Origin of the sequence: Rhizobium sp. X9, assembly GCF_018873185.1 — a bacterium.
In the GTDB taxonomy this organism is placed as follows: Bacteria; Pseudomonadota; Alphaproteobacteria; order Rhizobiales; family Rhizobiaceae; genus Agrobacterium; species Agrobacterium oryzihabitans.
Genome location: NZ_CP071312.1, coordinates 165674 through 186709, shown reverse-complemented (window position 1 = coordinate 186709; position 21036 = coordinate 165674). Strand labels below are relative to the sequence as shown.

Genomic DNA, 21036 nt, shown 5'->3' with positions numbered 1-21036 from the left:
CCCCGAAATTTATATCGTTCGCCCAGCCGCCGCAGCAGCGCGTGTGCCAGCTATTCGGCCGAACGCCGTACCAATGCTCATTCCGACACCGGCCGTGTAGCCTTTGCCAAGGACGTTTCCGGCCATCATCTCGCCAGCGACAAACAAGTTGGGACTTGGTCGGCCACCAAATCGGACAGCGGCTGTATCATCCACCTTGAGCGACAAGTAAGTGAATGTAATTCCAGGCCGGAGCGCGTAACCGTAGAACGGTGGACTATCGATGCGCTGTGCCCAATGCGTTTTCGCAGGAGTCACGCCTTGGGTGTCGCAGTCATCGAGGACCGTGTGATTAAATGTTCCGGGACGACATGCAGCGTTGTATTCCTCGACAGTCTGAAGAAAGCTTTCAGAGGGCAGGCCGAGTTTTGCCGCCAATTCCGGTAGCGTCTGCGCGACAACGCCGGGAAATACCGGGGGCATAAAGCGACCGATGACCTTTTTGTCGATGATCGAATACCCAATCTGTCCTGGTTGCTGTGCTACAAGGCGGCCCCAGATTGCGTAGCGCTTCGGCCAGAAATCTTCGCCTTCGTCATAAAAGCGTTTGCCTTCGCGGTTCACGACTATGCCGAGCGAAACGCAGTCAATGCGAGTACAGATCCCGCCATCGTAAAGCGGAGCTCGGGCGTCGATGGCGACACAATGGCCCTGCGATGGATCGCCGATGGTATCGGCCCCGGCACTCATCATATATTTGAGTAGGACGCCTTGGTTGAACCTCGTGCCTCGGATGATGAAGTTGTCCGCCGGCCATTCACCTCTGTCATTTCGGCCCCAGGCCTCACGTAGCCATTCGCGATTGGATTCAAATCCACCCGCCGCCAAGACGCCCGCCTTGGCGTAGATCTTTTCGCCCGATTCCGTAACGACTCCGACGAACCTGTCGCCATCCAGGATTACTTCGGACACCGGAGTGTCGTAGCGGATCGTTACGCCGAGAGTTTCTGCGCTGCGATAGTATGCGTTCACGAGAGCCTTGCCACCGCCCATGAAGAACGCGTTCGTCCGAGCGACGTGCAGCGCGCCCGACAGCGGAGGCTGAAATCGGACGCCGTGCTTGCGCATCCAGTTGCGACAGTTCGAGGATGCTCTAATGACGAGCCGAGCTAAATGTTCGTTCGTCTCGCCACCGGTGACTTTCAAGAGATCCTGCCAATACTCCTCTTCGGGGTAGGCTTCGATCAGAACATCCTGCGGTGCGTCATGCATGCATCGCAGGTTCCGCGTGTGCTGGGAATTGCCGCCTCGCCATTCCTTGGGCGATGCTTCGAGCATCAGTACAGACGCTCCTGCCTCCCTTGCCATGAGAGCCGCACAGAGTGCCGCATTACCGCCCCCAACGATCAAGACGTCGATCAAGTTTTCCGCTCCTCAAGGTGTCGCCCTTTTGTATGGAGATCGGCGTTCATAATCCATCGGAGGACCGTTAAGTGGCCTTCACGATTCGTGAAGGGTAGCCCCTCTCCATCGGTCGTTGCGGACAAGCCCCGTGACTACCTTGCGCAGTTGAGCTCGTAGCGCGAGGGCGGCTGGTGACAATTCTTGATCAGGAAGAGAGGCCAACAGATTTCTGCGACATACCCCAGAATCGGAGATCAGCTTGACCGACAGATTTTGGGCCGGGGCGCGCGTTAGCGCCGCGCCTGGTTGGATGGAATATCCTAAATTGGCGGTGATCGCATCCAGGATGACTGCGAGCGAGTCGATTTCCATCACTATATTTGGACGTACCTTCAACGCATCGAACGAGCGGTCGAGGCTTGCTCGAAGGCCGTGGGTTCTACTCGGGAGGATGAGCGGTAAAAAGGCAATGTCCTCCAGCGCTATGGCATCCGATGACGTGCCGCCGACCTCGTCAGCAGTCAACGGGGTAGAGGGTCCGATCAAGAAAAGGCTTTCATCGAGGAGCGGTATCGCTTCACTCTTGGCGAAGGTTACAGCCTCGTCGTTGAACAGCACCGCGAGATCAATTTGACGAGCCTTGAGCATATTCGCCAAATGACCTGACATCCCTTCTACCAGTTGAAGCCTGATATTCGGATAGTTGCGTGCCAATGCCTCAATGAGTGGGACGGCCAGAACAGAAGAGGTCGTGGGTGCAAGGCCGAGCGAAACAGTGCCTGACAGACGGGCTCCTTCTGCGGATGCTGCCGCCGCGTCGATATGTCTTAGTGCGAGCGTGGCGTGTCTGCAAAATGCGCTGCCGGCCTCAGTCGGCGTTACTCCCGAAGTCCCCCGCACTAGGAGACGTGCCGACAGTTCGCTTTCAAGGCGGCTAATCTGCTGACTGAGGGCGGAGGTCGCCAAGCCCAATTGTGCAGCCGCCCTTCCTAAGCTGCCGCACTCCACCGCCGTGACGAGGTATCTCAGTTGCCGGATTTCCACGAAACCCTCCGAAAGCTCGCAGCCGAGCAAATTCTGCTCTCGATAGAATGTCGGCACTCCAACGCAATATCAAACTGGAGTGGGAACTCCTCCCAGTGCGCTCGTCGCACGCGCAACCGCCTCCAGCAGCAACGTCTCCATCCGTCTCACGGCCTCGATAGTGAACCGTTCGTTTGGACCAGAAAGGGAGATAGTGCCAACAAAGCCGCCTGGGCCGAATACGGCAGCCGCTAGGCCAGCACAGTTAGGATCCCTTTCGCCTCTTGAGAGTGCAATGGGAATCGGCTCGAAGCCAGCGCGCGAATAGCTTCTAATGACCCGACCAGCGGCACCTCGGTCGAGCGGCAAAATGGAGCCCGCGTTTATTCGATCCAAGGTCGCATGGTTTGAATCGACCCGGAACAGACATATGCGGGTGTCAGCGCCGTGAAGGACATGAAACGATGCGCTCTCGGTGTCTTGATCGACCAGTGACTGTAAAATTGGCGGAATATGCTGGCGAAGAGGATTCTGCCGTTCGTAAGCCGTTCCCAACCTCAAGGCGGATCCGCCAAGCCCATACTGGCCGCCCGGAAGGCGGATCGCGTAACCCGCCAGCTCTAAAGAGGTAAGCAGCCTCAAAATCGTGCTTTTGTGAAAGCCAGTAGCCCGCGCGATGTCAGCAAGAGGGATGGGTTCATCGCGTTCCGCCAGCGTCGAGAGAATGGCGAAAGCCCGGTCAACCGCTGCCACCCCGTCCGCTTTGGCCATCGGTTCAGCATCTGAGGGCTTGGTGGTTTCGGTTCGAAGGTCACGCATCAAGGGCGCTTTCTGATTGCCTCGTCCGCATAGCGGCCTGGTTTAGAAGGGAGGCACGCGTCAAATAGACATGCCGCCCAGGTAGATGCTCTTCGATTGTTGATAGAGTCGCAAGCCGGCAAGCCCCTTCTCTCGACCGAGGCCGCTGCTTTTGAATCCACCGAACGGTGTCGAAACGCTCAGCTGCTTGTAGGTGTTGATCCATACTGTCCCTGCGTCGATCTGACGAGCCACACGCATGGCACGCGTTACATCCGGCGTCCAGAGACCGCAAGCAAGTCCATAATCAGTGTCGTTTGCCTGAGCGACTAGATCGTCTTCGTGGTCGAAAGGTAAAATGACCAGAACTGGTCCAAATATTTCCTCCCTGCAAACGCGAGCTCCTCCGCTCAGCCCCGTGATGAGGGTCGGCAAATAAAATGCACCCTTTTCAAGCTCTCGGTCGTCCGGTCGCTTTCCGCCGGCTAGGATTTCCCCGCCCTCATCACGTGCCGAGGCAACGAAACGCTCGATTGTTTCGCGATGCTGGAAGCTCGCGATCGGTCCCATCCGGCTGTCGGGATCAAATGGCATGCCCACCTGTATCCGCTTTACACGGTCCTGCAAGCGCGCGATTACCTCGTCCAAAATCGAACGTTGAACGAAAAGCCTGGACCCGGCCACGCAGGATTGGCCGGAACCCTCGAATATGCCATCCTGCACCGCGTCCAAGGCGGCTTCGAGATCAGCGTCGGCGAAGATAATGTGAGGCGATTTCCCGCCAAGTTCCAGGGCGCATGGGATCAGTCTTTCAGCTGCCGTTTGCGCAATCAGCTTCCCGGTCGCCGTGCCTCCCGTGAAGGAAATCATTCGAACCTTGGGGTGGCGGATAAGTTCGAGCCCCGTCTCCCGACCTGTGCCGGTCAAGACGTTCACGATCCCTGCCGGCACCCCGGCCGCTTGGGCTATCTCGGCAAGTAGAATGGCTACAGTAGGTGTGACCTCCGAGGGCTTCAAGATAATTGCGTTGCCGGCAGCCAGAGCCGGAGCGACCTTTTGAGCCTCCATCGTCAATGGCGAATTCCAAGGGGTCACGGCAGCAACTACGCCGTAAGGCTCGTAGGTTGTCATAGAGAGATAATCGCCGCGTGAGGGGGTAAGCTCACCCCCAACGGTTTCGCAGGCCGCAGCATAGTACCGGAAAACTGCCGCGGCGTTCGAGACCTGCTTGCGCGACTCTGCGATTACTTTGCCGTTCTCTCGACTTTGCGTGATTGCGAGGTCTTCGGCTCGGGACATCATTCCGTCGGCTATCCTGTGCAGGAGAGACGCGCGTTGATGGGGTTTCAGGTTTCGCCACTGGAGGCTGGTAGCCGCGGTCGCGGCCATTTCCACGCAGCTAGCGACGTCGGCTTTGCTGGCCCCCGATACCTCATAGTTTGTCTCGCCAGTAGCCGGGTTCACAGAGCGGAACGGCTGCCCAGCTCCTTCGACACGTTCACCTGCCACCATAAATTTAATCAAGGACATTGCAGCCACTCAGGTTGGGAACATCAACATCGTTCTGCCTAACAGAACACGAATTCTTTTATGTCTTAATATGACGCCGATCCCTTTTGCGCAAGCCCGATTAGTCTTCATAAAATCCCCGTGTCGCGCTTGCCGAGCCATAAGAATGTTGTTAAACAGAATTCTTGTTCTGTCAGACAGAACATCGCTCACGTGGATCTCATCGTAGTGGCCGTTTGAAAGAGGTAATTCGAATGTCGGATTTTAAGGCGGCGGGTTTTATCGGCCTTGGGGTAATGGGAGAGCCAATCTGCCTCAACCTTGTCAAGAAGAGCGGTCTGCAAGTGATGGTTTTTGACCTGAACGCGGAACCGCTTTCGCGACTGGCGGGGCAAGGCGCGATTGCTTCCGGATCCGTTCATGAGGTAGTTGCCAGGTGTGATGTTGTTTTCGTCTGCCTCCCGAGTGCGAGCCATGTCAAAGCGGTGTTCGATATCGAAGGGCTGAGTGATATCCTTCGGCCGGAACAGTTGATCATAGATCTTGGCACGACTTCAGTAGCGCAGACGCGCGAATTCTTCGATTTGATGGCATCCAAAAGCGCTGTCTGGGTCGATGCGCCCATTGCGCGGACACGGCAAGCCGCTCAGGACGGGACGCTAAGTGTAATGGTAGGAGCAGCGCCTGACGTTTACGCTAAAATTCTGCCGCTAATTCGTTGCTTTGCGAGCGATGTGACTAACTGCGGTCTTGTCGGTACGGGCCAAGTCGCCAAGATTCTAAACAACATGGTCTTGTTCGAAACCGTCAATGCGCTCGCCGAGGCAGTCGTGGTAGGCAAACGCAGCGGCATAGACCCGGCGATCCTTCTCGAGACATTCTCAAAGGGTTCGGCCGACAGCTTCGCCCTAAGAAATCACGGCATGAAGGCGATCTTACCCGGCGTCTATCCCAGCCGTGCTTTCTCTACCAAATACGCGCTCAAGGATCTGTCCTATGCCCTTGAGCTGGCGGACGACGCCGGAGTGAAGATACGAGGTGCGGAATTGATGGCGGTAATCCTGCAGGAAGCCACCGAGGCTGGTTCGGGTGATCTGTATTTTCCCGTTGTCGCGCAGCACATTCCCAATGTAGCCAGATTTGAGCAACCGTCGCCCACAAGCGCGAAAGAGAGCAATGTGGGCAAAGTTCCCTTGTGGAGCACCTGACGCCGAGCCGCCTGGCGGCCTGCTGCAAATGCGCGTCGCCCAAAGCGCTGGCGGAGAACCACAAATTACCAGGCCAGACGCCTGTTTCGAAACCCGAGGAGGGGTGATGTCTAGCGAATACACTGTCAGCGATCTTCTAGCTGATTTTCTTGAAAAACTGAATATCGACACGGCATTCGGTATTGTGTCGGTTCATAACATCCCGATGCTCGACGCCCTTTCGCGCAAGAACCGCATGCGGTTCGTAACCTCGCGAGGGGAGCTCGGAGCCAGCCACATGGCTGATGGATACGCTCGTGCCAATGGTCACATCGGTGTTCTAGTTACGAGTACCGGCGCGGGGTCCGCCAACGCGGTCGCGGGCCTGGTGGAGGCTCGGTTTGCAAGTACGCCACTTCTTCACATCACTGGCCAGACGTCGACCAAGTTTGTTGATCGCGGTATGGGCACGGTTCACGATATTCCCGATCAGCTGGGGATCATGGCTAGCGCTTGTAAGTCTGCCTACCGCATCCGCGCCGCGTCAGAGGCGTTCGCCGTTCTGCAACGTGCTGTCGCCGACGCTGTTACCTTTCCGCGTGGCCCGGTTACCGTCGAGATCCCGATCGACATTCAGAGAGCGCCAGTCGAGCGTCCCGCTAGCCTGGACTATTACGGGCTTGCTGACGATACCATCGTCCCCAGCCTGGACAGCGAAGTGGACGCACTGGTTGAGGCGGTTTTGAATGCAAAGCGGCCAATGCTATGGCTCGGTCGGGGGGCGGCTAAAGCAAGAGAGCCAGTACTCGAACTTCTCGATCTTGGCGTCGGAATGGTGACCAGTTGGGCCGGACGCGGCGTGGTTCCCGAGGGGCACCCGATGAATCTAGGGGCGCTGAACGGAGCTGGAGTGCTTCCTGTCGAGGATTTCTACAAAACCGTCGATTTAATGATCGTCGCGGGCTCAAGGCTACGCGGCCATGAGACCCTGGACTTTAGCGTTGGCCTGCCCGGAAACCTATGGCAAATCGATATCGATCCGGCAGCGAACAACCGAACCTATGCAAACAAGGGCTTCGTCACGGGCGAAGCGACGCTGGTATTGGCGGAGCTCGCCCGCCGGATTAGGGGTAAGATCCAGATCGATCCGGGTTACGCCGAAGACTTCAAGCGCATGAAGAATGAAGCTAGGACCTCGTTTGCGCGAACCCTTGGTCCTTACGAAACATTCTCGGAGCAACTTGCCGCCGTTATGCCCAAAGACGCACTCTGGGCTCGTGACATCACGATCAACAACAGCACTTGGGGCAACAAGCTCCTTCAGTTGCAGGATACACGCCAGAATATTTACCCGATCGGCGCGGGCATTGGGCAAGGAATGTGCTTGGGTATCGGAGCTGCGCTTGCGGCGAACGGACGTAAGACGATCGTCATGACCGGAGACGGCGGCTTCTTTCTAAGCATGGCGGAGCTGTGGACTGCGACCCAGGAAAATCTCGATATGGTCATTTTGATCATGAACGATCGCGGGTACGGCGTTATCCGCCATATCCAGGACAAGGCCGCCGGCGGACGCCGCCGGTTCGACACCATCGACGGACCCGATCTGAAGGAGCTGTGCGCGATCTCGGGGATCCCATTCTGGCGGGTCGATCGGGTTGAGGATTTCGGCGCGACTGTCGCGAACGCGATTGCCGTCAAGGGGCCGACAGTTGTCGAAGTCGATATGAAGACCATCGGCGATCACCCACCGTACTTCCCTTATGGCCCCAAGGCGGGACGGCTAGAAGCCAGCTGATGGCTCATCGACGGGCGTGGCAAGTAGGTCAACGGTAATCTCCAAAACTTGCCACTGATGATCGCGCCGCATTGATCTGAGAGGCATTTTGTAATGAAAAAAGCTGTCGGCAACTACATTAATGGCGAATGGCGAACACCCGATGCGGTGAAAGCCAATGTCAATCCGTCTGACCTTGCGGACACGATTGGCGAGTATGCCAGTAGTAGCGCCTGGGATGTCGACGAGGCAGTTAGTGCGGCGAAGGCCGCCTTTCCGAAATGGTCGCGTAGCGTTCCCATGGAACGGCATGTCATATTGAAGCGCATCGCGAGCCTACTCGCCGACCGTGCGGCGGAGCTTGGCGAGTTCATCTCGAGAGAAGAAGGGAAGATACTCTCCGAAGGAATTGGCGAGGCGAACCGAGCCGCGCAGATTTTCGACTTTTTCGCTGCGGAGACTATACGTCTCGCCGGCGATGTTGTCGCGTCGGTTCGCCCTGGTGTGGGCATTGAGGTCACCCGCGAGCCGATGGGAACTATCGGCATGATCACTCCTTGGAACGTGCCCCTAGCTATCCCGGCATGGAAAATCGCACCCGCGTTGGCTTACGGAAACTGCGTAGTTTTGAAACCGGCCGATCTCACTCCAGCGTCCGCACAAATGCTCGCGGAGATCATTGCGGCGTCAGGTTTGCCGAAGGGTGTGTTTAATCTCGTCTTGGGGCGGGGCGGGACTGTCGGCCAGCGACTGCTCGAGCACCCCGACATCCACGCGATCTCGTTTACAGGATCGGTGAGTACAGGTCGGCTAGTCGCCGCAACGGCCGTTGGCAGCGTAAAAATGAAGAAAGTCCAGCTCGAAATGGGCGGAAAAAATCCGCTCGTCGTTCTAGACGACGCCGATCTAGATATCGCCGCTGACGTTGCAGTCGATGGCGCCTATTTTTCAACCGGTCAGCGGTGCACCGCATCTTCTCGTCTCATCGTGACGGAAGGCATTCACGATCGCTTCGTCGACGCGGTAAAGCAGCGCATGGAAAAACTGGTCGTCGGCCATGCCTTGGACCCGGCGTCACGTATCGGTCCTGTTGTCGATGCACGGCAGTTTGAACAAAACTTCCGTTACATCGACAAGGGAAAATCCGAGGGCGCGCACTTGGCTTTCGGAGGGGAGCAGCTCGTGCGGCCTACTAAAGGATTTTACATGTCACCAGCGCTGTTCACGGAGGCAACGCCACACTTGACTATCTCTCGAGAAGAGATTTTCGGGCCGGTCGCAGTCGTAATCCGTGTTAAAGACTATGATGAGGCTCTTCATGTTGCCAACGACACGACCTACGGCCTCTCCTCGGGCATCTGCACCACCAGCCTGAAGTATGCGACGGATTTCAAGCGAAATTCAGAGTCAGGTGTGGTGTCCGTAAACCTACCGACTGCAGGGGCAGACTTCCACGTGCCCTTCGGCGGACGAAAGGGATCGTCATATGGACCGCGTGAGCAAGGATCATACGCGCGGGAATTCTACACGCAAGTGAAAACGGCCTATACACGCGCATAAGAGCCGGTAACGGGGCCTAACCTTTGATCGCCGCGCAGCTAGCACCCTTGCATCGAATGTGGGGACGATTAGGCGGTTCGTCCCCACGGAAGACTCTAGAGAAGCGTTCGACCACCGTTAACAGCGAGCTTCTGCCCGGTGATGAAATTTGCCTTCTCAGACGCGAGGAAGACAACCATGTGGGCAATATCGTGAGGCGTTCCGAAGTGTCCCATAGGAGTTCGGTCCAGGTACCAGTCGATCCGCTCCTGAGGCGAGCCTTCGTGTCGTTCCACGGGGATCCAACCTGGCGCTACGAGGTTGACTGTGATCCCCTCCGGAGCGAGTTCCTTCGCCCAAGAGCGGGTCATGGAAAGCATAGCGCCCTTCGCGGAGGCGTAGTTCCCGAAATTGACGTTCCCGAGTTCGGCGATCTCCGAGCCGATATTGATCACTCGTCCAACCTTACGATTGCGCCAGTCGGGCAACACCGCCTGTAGCAGCTCAAGGGGAGCCTTCACGAAAAACTCCAATTGGTCGAGGTGTGTACGCCATGATTGCTCCATCAATGGCATCTCGGGCTGCGGACCGGTCGCGTTGTTTACGATGAGGTCGACGGGCCCGATAGCATGACTGATCGCATCCAGACCGTGCGCGATTGAAGCTTTGTCAATAACGCTGAATTTAGCCGCATGCGCTGTTCCTCCTGCTTCCCGGATTTTGGCGACTACCGATTCCGCTCCATTGGTGTCATTTGCGTAGTTGACGGCGACCGCCCACCCTGCTGCGGCCAATTCGTGCGCCATTACGGCCCCCAGGCCGCGAGACGCTCCCGTTACGAGTGCGACTTTCATGTTGTGTCCTTTCGGTGATTGTCAGACTAGAGCGACCATTTGCCCGGTTTTTGCTGACTCTTCGGCGGCGTAAGCGATCTCCAGCGCTTTAAGGCCGTCGGAGACGGTCGGTGAAATAAGGCTTCCTTCCCGCACGGCCGTGACGAAATAATCAAGTTCGGAGCGATATGCATTTGAGTAGCGTTCAAGGAAGAATGGCTCGGGATTGGCATTCCAAGTGCCCGAACCGCCCATCTTCGTAACGCCATTTTGCAGCCGATTGGCAACTTGCAGCATTCCCAACTTGCCAAGAACCTCGACGCGCTGATCGTAGCCATACGCAGCCCGCCACGAATTGTTGATGGTAACGATCGCACCGGATGGCATGCACATCGTGAGAACGACCGTGTCAGCCAGTCCGGCATCGCTCATCGCCTGCGATGTCAGAGACGACGCGGTTGCTTGGACGGATACGGGATCTTCACCGGTCAACCATCGAGCTACATCGATATCGTGGATTGTTGTTTCTCGAAAAATCCCCCCAGACTTCAAGATATAATCTATTGGAGGAGGGGAGGGATCTCGGCTCGTGAGGACCGCGAATTCGATAGCGCCAATTTCGCCTTCGCGCACGCGACTGACCAGAGCGGCAAAATCGGGGTCGAAACGGCGATTAAAAGCCAGCAGAAAAGGAAGCTTGCTTTGCTCGACCAGGTGGGCGACCGATCGCACGGCGTTCAGGTCGCGTGCCAACGGTTTCTCGCAAAAAATTGCCTTCTTTGTCTCGACGGCTCGTTGGATCAGATGCGGATGAGAGTCGGCTGCACTGGCAATGACGACTGCGTCTATCGTAGCGTCAGCGAATACCGCATCCTCGTCCAATGAAGGGACCGTATATCGGGCAGCCAATGATTCAGCGTTAGCACGATATGAATCGACGATCCCGGCAAGCTGGGCACCGGGATGCCGATCCAACGTCCCGGCATGGATGGCCCCCATCCGCCCCGCTCCAAACAGGGCGACCCGCAGCGGAGCCGCGCTGGCGTCAGTCTTGGATAGCATCATTTAATTATGCCGATCTTTTCACGGTCAATCGTTAAAGCGACCGAGACGACTACCATGACGCCGAACAGGATGTTTTGGTAAGCGGGATTCAGGCCGAGCATAACGGTGCCAAGTCTTACCATAACAGCTATCAGTCCGCCGATGAGTGCGCATCCAACGCCACCAACGCCACCTGAAACTGCGTTGCCTCCAACCACCACTCCCACAATTGCTGGGAGAAGGTAGTTATTGGCCATAGCGGGGGAGCTGTATCCAGTTTGGCTGACGAACATCAAACCAGCGACTGCCGCAAAAACCGACGAGATCGCAAATGCAATGGCTTTCACTCGACCAACTTTGACACCCGCCACCAGTGCAGCTCTTTCTGAGCTTCCCACCGCGAAGAGATCGCGTCCGAGACGGGTGAAGCGCATGGTCAAGCTGAGAGCAATCGCACATAGGACAGCGACGATTAGGCCATGAGGTACTCCTGCTGTCTTCGCTCCAAGCAGAGGGATAATCGTTGAGGGGCCAAGTGGCGCAGCAGTGGCCTGTGTAATGTAATGGGCGGTCCCATAAAGTACGCCCAGGGTGCCAAAACTGACGACGAACGAAGGTATCTGAGCTCTATGGTGTATTGCGCCCTGTGCGAAGCCAATGATTGCCGCGAGTCCAAGGACGACAAGAATGCCGGCGTCTCCAGTCGTAGGCAGAATGATCACGAATAGAACCGCAGAGAACGACGCCATCGTGGCGACAGACAAGTCGATGCCACCGATGAGGATGACGATAGCGGACCCAACCACGAGCATAAGAAGAGGTGCCGCGTCAGTGGCGACGGCCGTGAGCGCCCGTAGGGAAAGGAACCGAGGTTGGAAGAAAGTGATGACTGCGCAGATGAGCAGTAGCGTGAGAAACGGCACAATAAGCATTCGCGTCAATCTGCGTGCCGAAATCTGCTTTAACTTCCGCTTCTCTTCCTGCAAGTCGTAGTTTGGATTGATGACGGTCATACCATAGCCTCCACGATCTTTTCGGGCTTCGGTTTTTCTTTGTAGAGATTGGGGAATGTGGCTGAGACTTTGCCGTCGCGCATTACGACGACGGTATCCGCCATCCCAAGCGTCTCCTCTAGAGTTTCCGAGACAAATACAATTGATATCCCGTGGTCAGAAAGATCACGAATGGCTTCAAACAGATCCGCCTTCGCACCAGGGTCGAGGCCGCGGGTGGGGTGATCTAGAATCAGCAGCCGAAGATTCTCCGACAGCAACCACTTCGCCAGTGAGACCTTCTGTTGGTTTCCACCGCTCAATCGCTCCACGTACTCGGCCGCGTTAGGTGCCTTAACCTTGAGGCGCTTCATCCACCCAAGGGCCGCGTCGATTTCGCGGTCCCTGTCGACAAACATCCCCGTCCCAAGGCTGCTTCCAAATGAGAGGACGATGTTATCGGCAATTGTCCGCCCCGTGACGACGCCTTCTATCTTGCGTTCTGCTGAAACATACCCGATGCCCTGTCCGATCAGGTCACTCGGACGCGCATTTAGAGATTGCTCTTTACCATTGAAAATGATCCGGCCACTTACGCCGTCTTCTAAGCCGAACAGCGCGCGGCAAAACTCCTCCGCGCCGGATCCAGCAACGCCTGTGATAGCAAGAATTTCGCCTTCGCGAACAACGAGCGAAACATCGTTGAAGGCTCCATCGACCGATAGTCGTTCGGCTTGCAGGCTGGGCGGTGCTGAACTCTTGTCCTTCCGCCGTTCTTCGAGGAAGTAGTCCTCCGAACGCCTCGTGCCGACCATCAAGTGATACAGCTCCTTATGATCGGTCTGCGATGGAGTTCGTTCCGCAACGTTCTCACCATTGCTCATGACGTGGACGCGATCGGAAATTTCAAGGACTTCGTCCATGCGGTGCGAAACGAAAACGATTGAAGCACGCTCCTTGAGCCGTCTGATTTGGCGGAATAGGCCGTCAATCTCTGAGGGACTGAGAAGCGATGTGGGTTCGTCGAAAAGGATGACCAATTGCTCGTCGATCAGCTCTTCGACAGCAAGAACCTTTGCAAACTCCACAAGCTGGCGCTCCGGAAAGCTTAGCTGCTCGACGCGAATGTCGGGCGGGATATCGCATTCCAGCTTAGCGAGTTGGCGCTCCGCTGCCTTGTTCAGGGTCCGCCAATTGAAGAAACCGTATCTCTTCCCGGCCGCTTTCTTATCGAAGAAGATGTTTTCTGCGACCGTGAGGTTCGTGATCAGCGATTGTTCCTGGTGCACCATGCCGATGCCAAGCGAAGCCGCTGCTAGAGGAGAGCGTATTACGGTTTCGTTACCTCTTAGGAGCAAAGAACCATTCGTGGGCTGTTCGACCCCGGTGAATATCTTCAGAAGGGTGGATTTCCCGGAGCCGTTTTGACCGATCAGCCCGAGGATTTCGTTCTCGCGCAATTCCATGGACACATCTGCAAGCGCACGTACGCCTGGATAGCTCTTCGACAAATTTCTAGCTGCGAGAACGCTCATTTTACAACCCTCGTACGAGCTCGAAGCTTCCAGTTCCCCACTACGAGCGCACCGATGATAATGATCCCCTCGATGACGTGTCGCAGGTAAGGATCGACGCCGACCTGAACCATTCCGTTCCGGAGAACCTCCAAAATCAACACGCCGACGACAGAGTGCAGAACCCCACCTTTTCCACCGCTGAGCAGCGTACCGCCTATGACTGCGGCGCTGATGGTCGGGAAAAGAAAACCTTGGCCCGCGGTAGGATTGCCGACTGCGAGTTGAGCCGAGATCATAGCGCCGCCAATTCCGGCAAGCAGTCCCATGAACGAAAACGCGAGGATCTTGTGGAGCCGGACTGAATTGCCGGAGAGACGTGTCGTCTTCTCGTCGATCCCGATAGCCAAGGACATGCGGCCAAATTTGGAGTAGTTCTGTAAGAGGACGCCGACCACGGCCGACAAGATCGCAAAGCAGGCAAGATACGAAACGCCAAAAGGCTTCGAAATCGCTAGCATCGTAAGCCGAGGGTCTAGGATTTCCGGTTGCCTTCCGGGAAACAACAAGGTTGCAACGCCAAGGCCAATGAACCAAGTCGCCAAGGTCACTATAAGCGAGGGCAGGCGTAGGTATGTGTAAACGAGACCATTGCCCAGTCCGAAGGCCACGCCCAAGGCCGGCCCCGCGGCGATGGCCAGCCATCCGTAATCATATCCCGTAATCGAGTTGGCGATCAGGAGCGCAACGACCATACTGGACGCTGCCATTACACCTTCTATCGAAAGATCTATCGATCCCTGCAAGATGATGAAGGTGATCCCGACTGCCAGTACCACAGGAATTGCAGCGGATTCGAGAATTGCCTGTGCGTTGGGTATCGATAGGAACTGCGGAGATAACACTGAAAAAGCGAGGGCCAGACCAATTAGGGTAAGTACTGGTCCATAATCCTTGAAGCTCAATTTTGAAGCCTTTGTCGTTTTCTTGGAAAACGGTCGCCCCTCGTCGAAACGAGGGGCGACGCCGGCGGCCGCGCTTGGGAGGTTCGCCATCGTTTGTACCCTTATTTGTTGGCACCGGCCGGAATCTGGCCTACTGAGACAGCCCAGAAATTCTTCTTGAGAGTGTCATACGTGAAGAGAGAGGCGTCTTTCTTCGCTGACAGGATAGAAGCTGCGTTGTCTTTAGTTACGAGGGTCTGCGACAGGTAGAAGTCGCGCTGACTTTGCTTCAACTCATCGAGCTTGATGTCGCCTTTGACGGCAGCGGCGGCGATCGCGACAGCGTAAGCGCCCTGGACATATCCATCGACATACATTGTCGAAAGCATCTCGCCCTTCTCAATGAGCTTGATCACGTCACTCGAGCCATCCGAGCCCGTGACCGGGATTTTTCCCGCTAGGCCTTTTTCGCGTAGAGCGGCGACCGCCCCTAGCGCCATGCCATCGTTGGCGGAAAACACGCCATTGAGGTCATTGCCATACTTCGCGAGCCACGCGCGCGTGATCGACTGACCCTGCGTTTGGTCCCAGTTACCTACCTGCGTATCCAGAAGCTTCACACCGGGGCACTCTTGAAGCGCCTTATGGAGCCCGGCAATTCTCTGCTTTGCCGGCGGATTGTCGGGAATGCCGTTGAGAGCGACAATGTTCCCCTTACCATTCAGCGCCTTGCAAAGGGCCATCCCGTTTTGGTAGCCGGAGTCAACGCCGTCAAATGAGATATTTGCTACCCAGGTGTTAGGCGCGGTGTCCCAAGGATGAATTTCGTCCGGGCGGTTCCAAAGGTTTACGTACTTAGCGCCAGCGGCGTCGGCACGCTCGACCATTGCCTTTGTAAACGCATTGGAAGAGGGGTCGACAGTCACGACGCAATCCTCGCACCCTGCAGCGAACACCGCACCGAACTGCTCGAGAAGCTTTTGCCCATCGAACTCGCTCGGGATCACTTTCACTTCGGTATCGAGCGACTTCGCGACTGCTGTTCCGCCCGCAATGTAGGCGGCCCAGTACTCGCTAGAGGCACTACCGACGCCCAGATAAACCCCGCTGACGTCGTTGGCCGCGGCAGAAGCTGCGAATGCAATGGTAGCTACGCCCGCAATGAGGGCAGTCATCAATTTTTTCATTGTAGTCCTCCAGTGAAAGCTCCTTCTCCCGAGGAGCCGCCATTTTTGTTGCACACATTGCATAGCAATGCAATTGGCTTTAATTCAATTTTTGAAATCCGGCTTTTGGCTTGCTGGGGAGCCTTAGGAGTGGAAGCCGATTTTCATAGCGAAAACAAGCGTAAGGTGCGTGTTTTCCGGAATTGGAGCGGAGGATCGCTGCTCTTGGGCTCGGAGGGCTTTCATTGATCAGTGTGCAATGCTATGCACTTACTGCCCGTTCTGATGACGTGCGTGTCCTGTTTGGGCTCAGCATGGGGATGCTATAAATTGCACATCTGGAACGATCGGCGCGGTCGACGAGGCAGGACTAATGATGACTCGCGCGCTAAGGCAGTGTCTGGATCGTTGTTAAAGTACGGCCCAATTTCTATCCTGGAAATCGCGCAGGATTCCTTGAACTTCCATTGCGGACGCTCGGAGCGACGGTAGGACCCTGTCAGCCAAATCATTCGGTCCCATGCGATCGCGGTGCGATGCAACGCTCATAGCGGCTACAACTCGGCCACCTCTTTCGCGGAGCGGAACTGCAATCGAAATGGTGCCGTTCTCCATTTCATCGACGGCGGTAGAGAAGTCCGCTTGCCGTGCGTCATTGAGGACCACTTTCAGCGTCTCTACATCGGTTATTGAGGCGGGACCCTGTTTGCGCAATGTAATTCCAGAGAGCCGTTGATCCAACTCGCTGACAGGCAATGAAGCCAAGAGCATCTTTCCGCTCGCGGAACAGTGCGCCGGCAGTCGATCTCCCACGCCCAGTCGTGAGGTGTAGATTCGCCGCGTCGCGTCGCGGCTAACAAACAAAATATCCAGGCCCTCTAGCACCGAAATCGAGCATGGCTCGTTCAATTCGTCCGCGAGGGTCATGACGATAGTCGAAGCCGCGCTCCACACATTCGTCCTCCGGAGCACTCCTCTGCCGAGTGACAAGACCTTTGGGGTTGAAGCGTACAATCCCCGCTCTTCTTTGACGTAGCCAAGGCTCTCTAGCGTCAGGAGGATACGCCGGGCCGCGGCGCGACTCACATCCATCGCCCGCGCGACCTCTGTGCAGGTGGCTGCGGCATCGGTTTCCGCCAATTTTTCGAGGCAAGTCAAGCCTCTGGCCAGGGTCTGGGCGAAGTCGCGTTTTTGAATCTCGTTGTCCATGAGCATTTCATCTCACGCCAAGAAAAATCTGTCAATGTGCGATTATCGCACGATTGCGCGATATGTTGACAATAAATTTTGGATATGAAATAGCTGTCGCCATCGTCCCTAAGGCAGACGCTTAGGGAGGTGAACAGATGAGGAGGTCATCTGTCGCGTGAGGAGATGAGGCGGCCGACGGCTTGCTGCCACTCACCGACTTGATGACGGACGACCCGCAGGAGGAATAGATGGGTACGGTTCGGTTGACGCTCGCGCAGGCGATTGTTCGTTTCTTGGTTTCACAGAAAATCGAAGATGGCGGTGATGTTCTCCCGCTATTCACAGGCGTTCATGCCATCTTCGGGCATGGCAACGTGACGTGCTTGGGCTCCGCACTTGAGGAGGTTCAGGGAGAACTCCCAACTTACAGAGGTCAGAACGAGCAGTCCATGGCGCTGGCCGCGGTTGCCTACGCCCGCGCTCGTCGTCGTAAGCAGATCCACGTATGCTCGGCCTCGGTTGGCCCTGGATCCTCGAATATGGTCACGGCGGCTGGCGTTGCGCTTTCGGACCGCCTCCCGGTTCTCTTTTTGTGCGGCGACAACTTCGCTTCGCGCTTACCTGATCCGGTTCTGCAGCAGGTCGAACACTTCCATGACATGTCGTTGACGACCAACGACGCCTTTAAGGCCGTATCCTCCTACTTCGATCGCATCACGCGCCCTGAGCAGATTCTGACCTCGCTGCCTCAGGCAGTTGCGCTGATGCTCGATCCCGCCGCCTGCGGCCCGGCGACAATCTCACTGGCCCAGGATGTACAGGGCGAAGCCTTCGATTATCCGGAGGCGTTCTTCGCCGAGCGTGTGCACCGTATCCCACGCTATCCGGCTGCCGATTATCAAATCGAAGCGGCCGTTGAGCTGATCAAGAAGGCGAAGCGGCCTCTGATTATCGCCGGCGGAGGTGTCCATTATTCCGGCGCTACCGATGAGCTCGCCGAATTCAGTGACCGCTTCGGCATTCCGGTTGCCGAGACGATCATGGGCCGCTCCGCCCTTCTCCACGACCATCCGCTCAACATCGCCTCCATCGGCGTGATGGGCGGCAACGCAGGGAACAATCTCGGTCAGAAGGCCGACCTTGTGATCGCGATCGGCACCAGGATGGCGGACATGATCACCGGATCGTGGAGCGTCTTCCGCGATCCTGACGTGAAGTTCCTGTCCCTTAATGCCAACCGCTTCGACGCGAACAAGCATATGGCTCAGCCTGTCGTCGGTGACGCGAAGCTGTCTTTGGAGGCAATCTCAGGGAAGCTGGAAGAGTGGATGGCTCCCTCTGCCTGGGCAGACGAGGCAAGCCGGGAGAAGGCGGAGTGGGATGCCATTGTCGAACAGCGGACAGGTCGAACCAACCAAGATGTTCCAAACTACCCTCAGGTAATCGGCGCTGTGCAAAGAAGCGCAAAGCCGGACGATGTGATCGTGTCCGCTGCAGGAGGCCTGCCGGGCGAGCTCTATTGCACGTGGAAGTCCATTGGGGTCGGGACATTCGAATCCGAATACGGGTTCTCGTGCATGGGCTACGAGATCGCTGGAGCCTACGGGCAGAAGATTGCCAACCCGCAGCGCGAGATCATCGCCATGCTCGGCGACGGCTCGTACATGATGCTGAACGCCGACATCTACTCGTCGGTTCTAACGGGCAACAAAATCATTTGCATCGTTTGTGACAACGGCGGGTTTGCTGTCATCAACCGTCTTCAAACTGGGAAGGGCGGGGCGGAGTTCAACAACCTACTCGCATCATCAAAGCACGTTGGAGAGGTTCCGCGTATCGACTTCGCTATGCACGCCCGGTCGATGGGCGCTGAATCGGAGAATGTCACGACCATCGACGAGCTCGAGGCCGCGATCGAGCGCGCTCGGCGGAGTGACCGGACCTACGTTATTGCTCTTCGCACGCATCCATACGAGTGGATGGACGGCGGCTCGTGGTGGGACGTCGGTATGCCTGAAGTTACCAACCGAGCTTCGATCGCCGCGGCCCGGGAAACGCAGGAAGATCAACGCAAGCACCAGCGCAAGGGAATCTGACGGATGTCCGCATCGACCGCGAGGCGCGTTCTGATGACAGGGTCGACGGGAAACCTCGGGCATAAAGCTACCATGGCACTCCAGTCAGTCGACGGCCTGTCGTTGACAAGGATCGGTCGAAACGGGACTGCGGATCCTCACGTCATCACTGCAGACCTTGAAGTCTACGACGACAGTTGGGTGAAGCATTTCAACGGCGTTGATACGGTTATGCATCTCGCTGCCGACCCGCGTGCAGCGGGAGATTGGGACACGGTCTCGCCGTTGAACATTGATCTCGCTCTCAACGTGCTTCGGGCGGCCCGACTTGCGGGTGTCAAGCGGTTCGTCTTCGCGAGTTCTAATTGGGTACTGGGCGGGTATCGTTTCGGGAAGGAGCGCCTGAACGCGGCTCTGCCGCCTCGACCCGTCAATCCATACGGCGCGTCGAAGCTTTTCGTGGAGCGTTATGGACGGATGGTCAGCGACGAGGCGGGTATGGCGTTCCTATCGCTCCGGATCGGTTACTGCCAGCCGGGCGAGAACAAGCCCGGCGCGCAAATGGCATTCGGCACATGGGGTCAGCAAATGTGGCTCGGAAACGAGGACTGGGCGCAAGCAGTCGTCAAGTCCGCCACCGCCTCATACCAGGGGTTCCACGCGATCAACATCGTCTCCCGCAACAATGGCATGCGGTGGGACCTGGAAGAGGCTGGTCGCGTCATAGGCTACGCGCCGCTTGAGCGGCATCGACCGGAGTTAAGTTTTGCAGGCTGGCTGAAGGATCGCGGCGCGCTTCTGCGCGAGAGACTCGCACCATCGGGAGCTTCCGCGCCGCCAATAGGCAGACGTTGGTAGGGAGGGATAGAAATGAAAAAGATACTCGTAGTGCAACCGCTTCGACCGGAAGCTCTGAACCTGTTCGACCAAAGATCCGACGTCACCTATGAGATCGTCACCGACTTCTCTCGCGAGAACCTGCTGAACCACGTCACCGATGCGGACGCCATCACAGTTCGCGATGCGCCGCTTCCAGTCGATGTGCTCGAAGCGGCTCCGAACCTCAAGATCGTATCGCGGCATGGGGTAGGCTACGACAATATCCCCGTCGATTACTGCACCTCACGCGGCATTCCCGTCACAGTCGTCGGCGATGTCAACGCGATCTCGGTGGCCGAGCAGACAATGTTCCTGATGTTGGCGGCAGCCAAGTCCGGTGTCCAGCTCGACAAGGCGGTTCGTCAAGGTGACTTTGCGGCACGGTCGAGATTGATAGGCGTAGAACTACGCGGTCGCACGCTTCTGGTAGTCGGCTTCGGACGCATCGGGCGCGAGGTAGCGAAGCGATCCGCGAGCTTCGGAATGAACATTGTTGTATTCGACCCCTATGCCGCCCGGTCCGACGCCAACGACGCTACCTTCGTGGATCGCCTTGAAGACGGTCTCGCGGCCGCGGACGTCGTAACCCTTCACATTCCCCTCTCGGACGCGACGCGTAATCTCATCGACGCCACGGCACTCAAGCAGGTCAAGCGCGGGGCGATCGTCATCAACACCGCCCGTGGCGGGATCATCGATGAGAACGCGCTCGCCGACGCGCTCGCGGACGGGCATGTGCGGGCCGCGGGCCTAGACACTTTCGAGACGGAGCCGCTGCCTTCAACCGATCGCCTGGTGTCGGAAGAGCGGGTCGTCCTCAGCCCTCATAATGCGGCGCTTACTGAGGAGTCATTGGTTGCGATGGGTGTCATGACCGCACGCAATGCCCTTGCCGGGCTGGATGGGAATCTCGATCCGGCGCTGGTTGTCAATCGCTCCGTCTTGAAGGTCTCCGCCGATGCGAAATAACAACATTCGTGATGTCTGGGGTCGTGGCGAGGCCGCAGTCTCGGCTTGATGCCGTAGTGTCAGCCGGCGCGGACATCGCTGCTAAGTTGAATCTCTTGCGGCACGGCGACCCTTCCCAACGAACGCCGGAAAAAGGTACATCGACCGATATCCACGTGAATTCGCTTTCGGAGCTGATAGACCACGGCGACGGAAAGTCGGACTATGGCGATA

17 protein-coding genes are annotated in these 21036 nt (G+C 57.0%); 6 read left to right on the top strand and 11 right to left on the bottom strand.

Features of this window, described 5'->3' with window-relative positions; all coding sequences use genetic code 11:
- Positions 1 to 9 precede the first annotated feature (9 nt).
- The 4 genes from tcuA to JZY08_RS16005 all read right to left on the bottom strand — a co-directional run bounded on the left by tcuA (position 10) and on the right by JZY08_RS16005 (position 4734).
- Positions 10 to 1401, bottom strand: coding sequence for an FAD-dependent tricarballylate dehydrogenase TcuA (gene tcuA / locus JZY08_RS16020; protein ID WP_216332459.1), 1392 nt, complete (start codon positions 1399 to 1401; stop codon positions 10 to 12).
- A gap of 78 nt (positions 1402 to 1479) precedes the next feature.
- Entirely contained in the window at positions 1480 to 2484 is a 1005-nt protein-coding gene (locus tag JZY08_RS16015) for a LysR family transcriptional regulator (RefSeq protein WP_216332458.1), read from the bottom strand.
- A gap of 12 nt (positions 2485 to 2496) precedes the next feature.
- Positions 2497 to 3225, bottom strand: coding sequence for an IclR family transcriptional regulator (locus JZY08_RS16010; protein ID WP_253204120.1), 729 nt, complete (start codon positions 3223 to 3225; stop codon positions 2497 to 2499).
- A 60-nt stretch (positions 3226 to 3285) separates the two neighbouring features.
- On the bottom strand, positions 3286 to 4734 hold the full coding sequence (locus JZY08_RS16005) for an aldehyde dehydrogenase (RefSeq protein ID WP_216332457.1): 1449 nt from the start codon (positions 4732 to 4734) through the stop codon (positions 3286 to 3288).
- Between the two features lie 233 nt (positions 4735 to 4967).
- Here JZY08_RS16005 and JZY08_RS16000 point away from each other — a divergent pair, with 233 nt between their 5' ends.
- From JZY08_RS16000 to JZY08_RS15990, 3 genes are all read left to right on the top strand, one after another.
- Positions 4968 to 5921 carry an NAD(P)-dependent oxidoreductase gene (locus JZY08_RS16000; RefSeq protein WP_216332455.1) on the top strand — a complete coding sequence of 318 codons (954 nt, stop codon included), beginning with the start codon at positions 4968 to 4970 and terminating at the stop codon, positions 5919 to 5921.
- A 106-nt stretch (positions 5922 to 6027) separates the two neighbouring features.
- Positions 6028 to 7698, top strand: a complete 1671-nt coding sequence (locus JZY08_RS15995) for a thiamine pyrophosphate-binding protein (protein ID WP_216332453.1) — start codon at positions 6028 to 6030, stop codon at positions 7696 to 7698.
- A gap of 93 nt (positions 7699 to 7791) precedes the next feature.
- Positions 7792 to 9237, top strand: a complete 1446-nt coding sequence (locus JZY08_RS15990) for an aldehyde dehydrogenase family protein (protein ID WP_216332451.1) — start codon at positions 7792 to 7794, stop codon at positions 9235 to 9237.
- A gap of 95 nt (positions 9238 to 9332) precedes the next feature.
- On the opposite strand, the gene JZY08_RS15985 is transcribed toward JZY08_RS15990, so the two are convergent.
- From JZY08_RS15985 to JZY08_RS15955, 7 genes are all read right to left on the bottom strand, one after another.
- Positions 9333 to 10070, bottom strand: a complete 738-nt coding sequence (locus tag JZY08_RS15985; protein WP_216332449.1) for an SDR family oxidoreductase — start codon at positions 10068 to 10070, stop codon at positions 9333 to 9335.
- Positions 10071 to 10091: 21 nt separating this feature from the next.
- On the bottom strand, positions 10092 to 11114 hold the full coding sequence (gene iolG, locus JZY08_RS15980; RefSeq protein WP_253204118.1) for an inositol 2-dehydrogenase: 1023 nt from the start codon (positions 11112 to 11114) through the stop codon (positions 10092 to 10094).
- Positions 11111 to 12106: an ABC transporter permease gene (locus JZY08_RS15975; protein ID WP_216332447.1), complete on the bottom strand. Its 996-nt coding sequence runs from the start codon at positions 12104 to 12106 to the stop codon at positions 11111 to 11113. Before JZY08_RS15975 ends, iolG begins: the two co-directional genes overlap by 4 nt.
- The gene (locus JZY08_RS15970; RefSeq protein WP_216332445.1) at positions 12103 to 13620 is read right to left on the bottom strand and encodes a sugar ABC transporter ATP-binding protein; all 1518 of its coding nucleotides are present in this window, start codon (positions 13618 to 13620) and stop codon (positions 12103 to 12105) included. The genes JZY08_RS15975 and JZY08_RS15970 overlap by 4 nt, the downstream gene beginning before the upstream one ends.
- Entirely contained in the window at positions 13617 to 14654 is a 1038-nt protein-coding gene (locus JZY08_RS15965) for an ABC transporter permease (RefSeq protein ID WP_216332443.1), read from the bottom strand. Before JZY08_RS15965 ends, JZY08_RS15970 begins: the two co-directional genes overlap by 4 nt.
- 11 nt (positions 14655 to 14665) lie before the next feature.
- Positions 14666 to 15730 carry a sugar ABC transporter substrate-binding protein gene (locus JZY08_RS15960; protein ID WP_216332441.1) on the bottom strand — a complete coding sequence of 355 codons (1065 nt, stop codon included), beginning with the start codon at positions 15728 to 15730 and terminating at the stop codon, positions 14666 to 14668.
- A gap of 390 nt (positions 15731 to 16120) precedes the next feature.
- Positions 16121 to 16918, bottom strand: a complete 798-nt coding sequence (locus JZY08_RS15955) for an IclR family transcriptional regulator C-terminal domain-containing protein (RefSeq protein ID WP_216332439.1) — start codon at positions 16916 to 16918, stop codon at positions 16121 to 16123.
- A gap of 230 nt (positions 16919 to 17148) precedes the next feature.
- On the opposite strand from JZY08_RS15955, the gene iolD reads away from it, so the two are divergent.
- From iolD to JZY08_RS15940, 3 genes are read left to right on the top strand one after another with little or no spacing between them, the layout of a single operon-like run.
- Positions 17149 to 18996: a 3D-(3,5/4)-trihydroxycyclohexane-1,2-dione acylhydrolase (decyclizing) gene (gene iolD, locus JZY08_RS15950; protein WP_216332438.1), complete on the top strand. Its 1848-nt coding sequence runs from the start codon at positions 17149 to 17151 to the stop codon at positions 18994 to 18996.
- Between the two features lie 3 nt (positions 18997 to 18999).
- Entirely contained in the window at positions 19000 to 19833 is an 834-nt protein-coding gene (locus tag JZY08_RS15945) for an NAD(P)-dependent oxidoreductase (protein ID WP_216332437.1), read from the top strand.
- A 12-nt stretch (positions 19834 to 19845) separates the two neighbouring features.
- On the top strand, positions 19846 to 20823 hold the full coding sequence (locus JZY08_RS15940) for a hydroxyacid dehydrogenase (RefSeq protein ID WP_216332436.1): 978 nt from the start codon (positions 19846 to 19848) through the stop codon (positions 20821 to 20823).
- Positions 20824 to 21036 lie beyond the last annotated feature (213 nt).

Coding starts and splice junctions, on each gene's coding strand:
- JZY08_RS16010 (WP_253204120.1), bottom strand. CDS start 3,225: ATGCGTGACCTTCGAACCGAAACCACCAAGCCCTCAGATGCTGAACCG.
- JZY08_RS16005 (WP_216332457.1), bottom strand. CDS start 4,734: ATGTCCTTGATTAAATTTATGGTGGCAGGTGAACGTGTCGAAGGAGCT.
- JZY08_RS16000 (WP_216332455.1), top strand. CDS start 4,968: ATGTCGGATTTTAAGGCGGCGGGTTTTATCGGCCTTGGGGTAATGGGA.
- JZY08_RS15995 (WP_216332453.1), top strand. CDS start 6,028: ATGTCTAGCGAATACACTGTCAGCGATCTTCTAGCTGATTTTCTTGAA.
- JZY08_RS15990 (WP_216332451.1), top strand. CDS start 7,792: ATGAAAAAAGCTGTCGGCAACTACATTAATGGCGAATGGCGAACACCC.
- JZY08_RS15985 (WP_216332449.1), bottom strand. CDS start 10,070: ATGAAAGTCGCACTCGTAACGGGAGCGTCTCGCGGCCTGGGGGCCGTA.
- iolG (WP_253204118.1), bottom strand. CDS start 11,114: ATGATGCTATCCAAGACTGACGCCAGCGCGGCTCCGCTGCGGGTCGCC.
- JZY08_RS15975 (WP_216332447.1), bottom strand. CDS start 12,106: ATGACCGTCATCAATCCAAACTACGACTTGCAGGAAGAGAAGCGGAAG.
- JZY08_RS15970 (WP_216332445.1), bottom strand. CDS start 13,620: ATGAGCGTTCTCGCAGCTAGAAATTTGTCGAAGAGCTATCCAGGCGTA.
- JZY08_RS15965 (WP_216332443.1), bottom strand. CDS start 14,654: ATGGCGAACCTCCCAAGCGCGGCCGCCGGCGTCGCCCCTCGTTTCGAC.
- JZY08_RS15960 (WP_216332441.1), bottom strand. CDS start 15,730: ATGAAAAAATTGATGACTGCCCTCATTGCGGGCGTAGCTACCATTGCA.
- JZY08_RS15955 (WP_216332439.1), bottom strand. CDS start 16,918: ATGGACAACGAGATTCAAAAACGCGACTTCGCCCAGACCCTGGCCAGA.
- iolD (WP_216332438.1), top strand. CDS start 17,149: ATGGGTACGGTTCGGTTGACGCTCGCGCAGGCGATTGTTCGTTTCTTG.
- JZY08_RS15945 (WP_216332437.1), top strand. CDS start 19,000: ATGTCCGCATCGACCGCGAGGCGCGTTCTGATGACAGGGTCGACGGGA.
- JZY08_RS15940 (WP_216332436.1), top strand. CDS start 19,846: ATGAAAAAGATACTCGTAGTGCAACCGCTTCGACCGGAAGCTCTGAAC.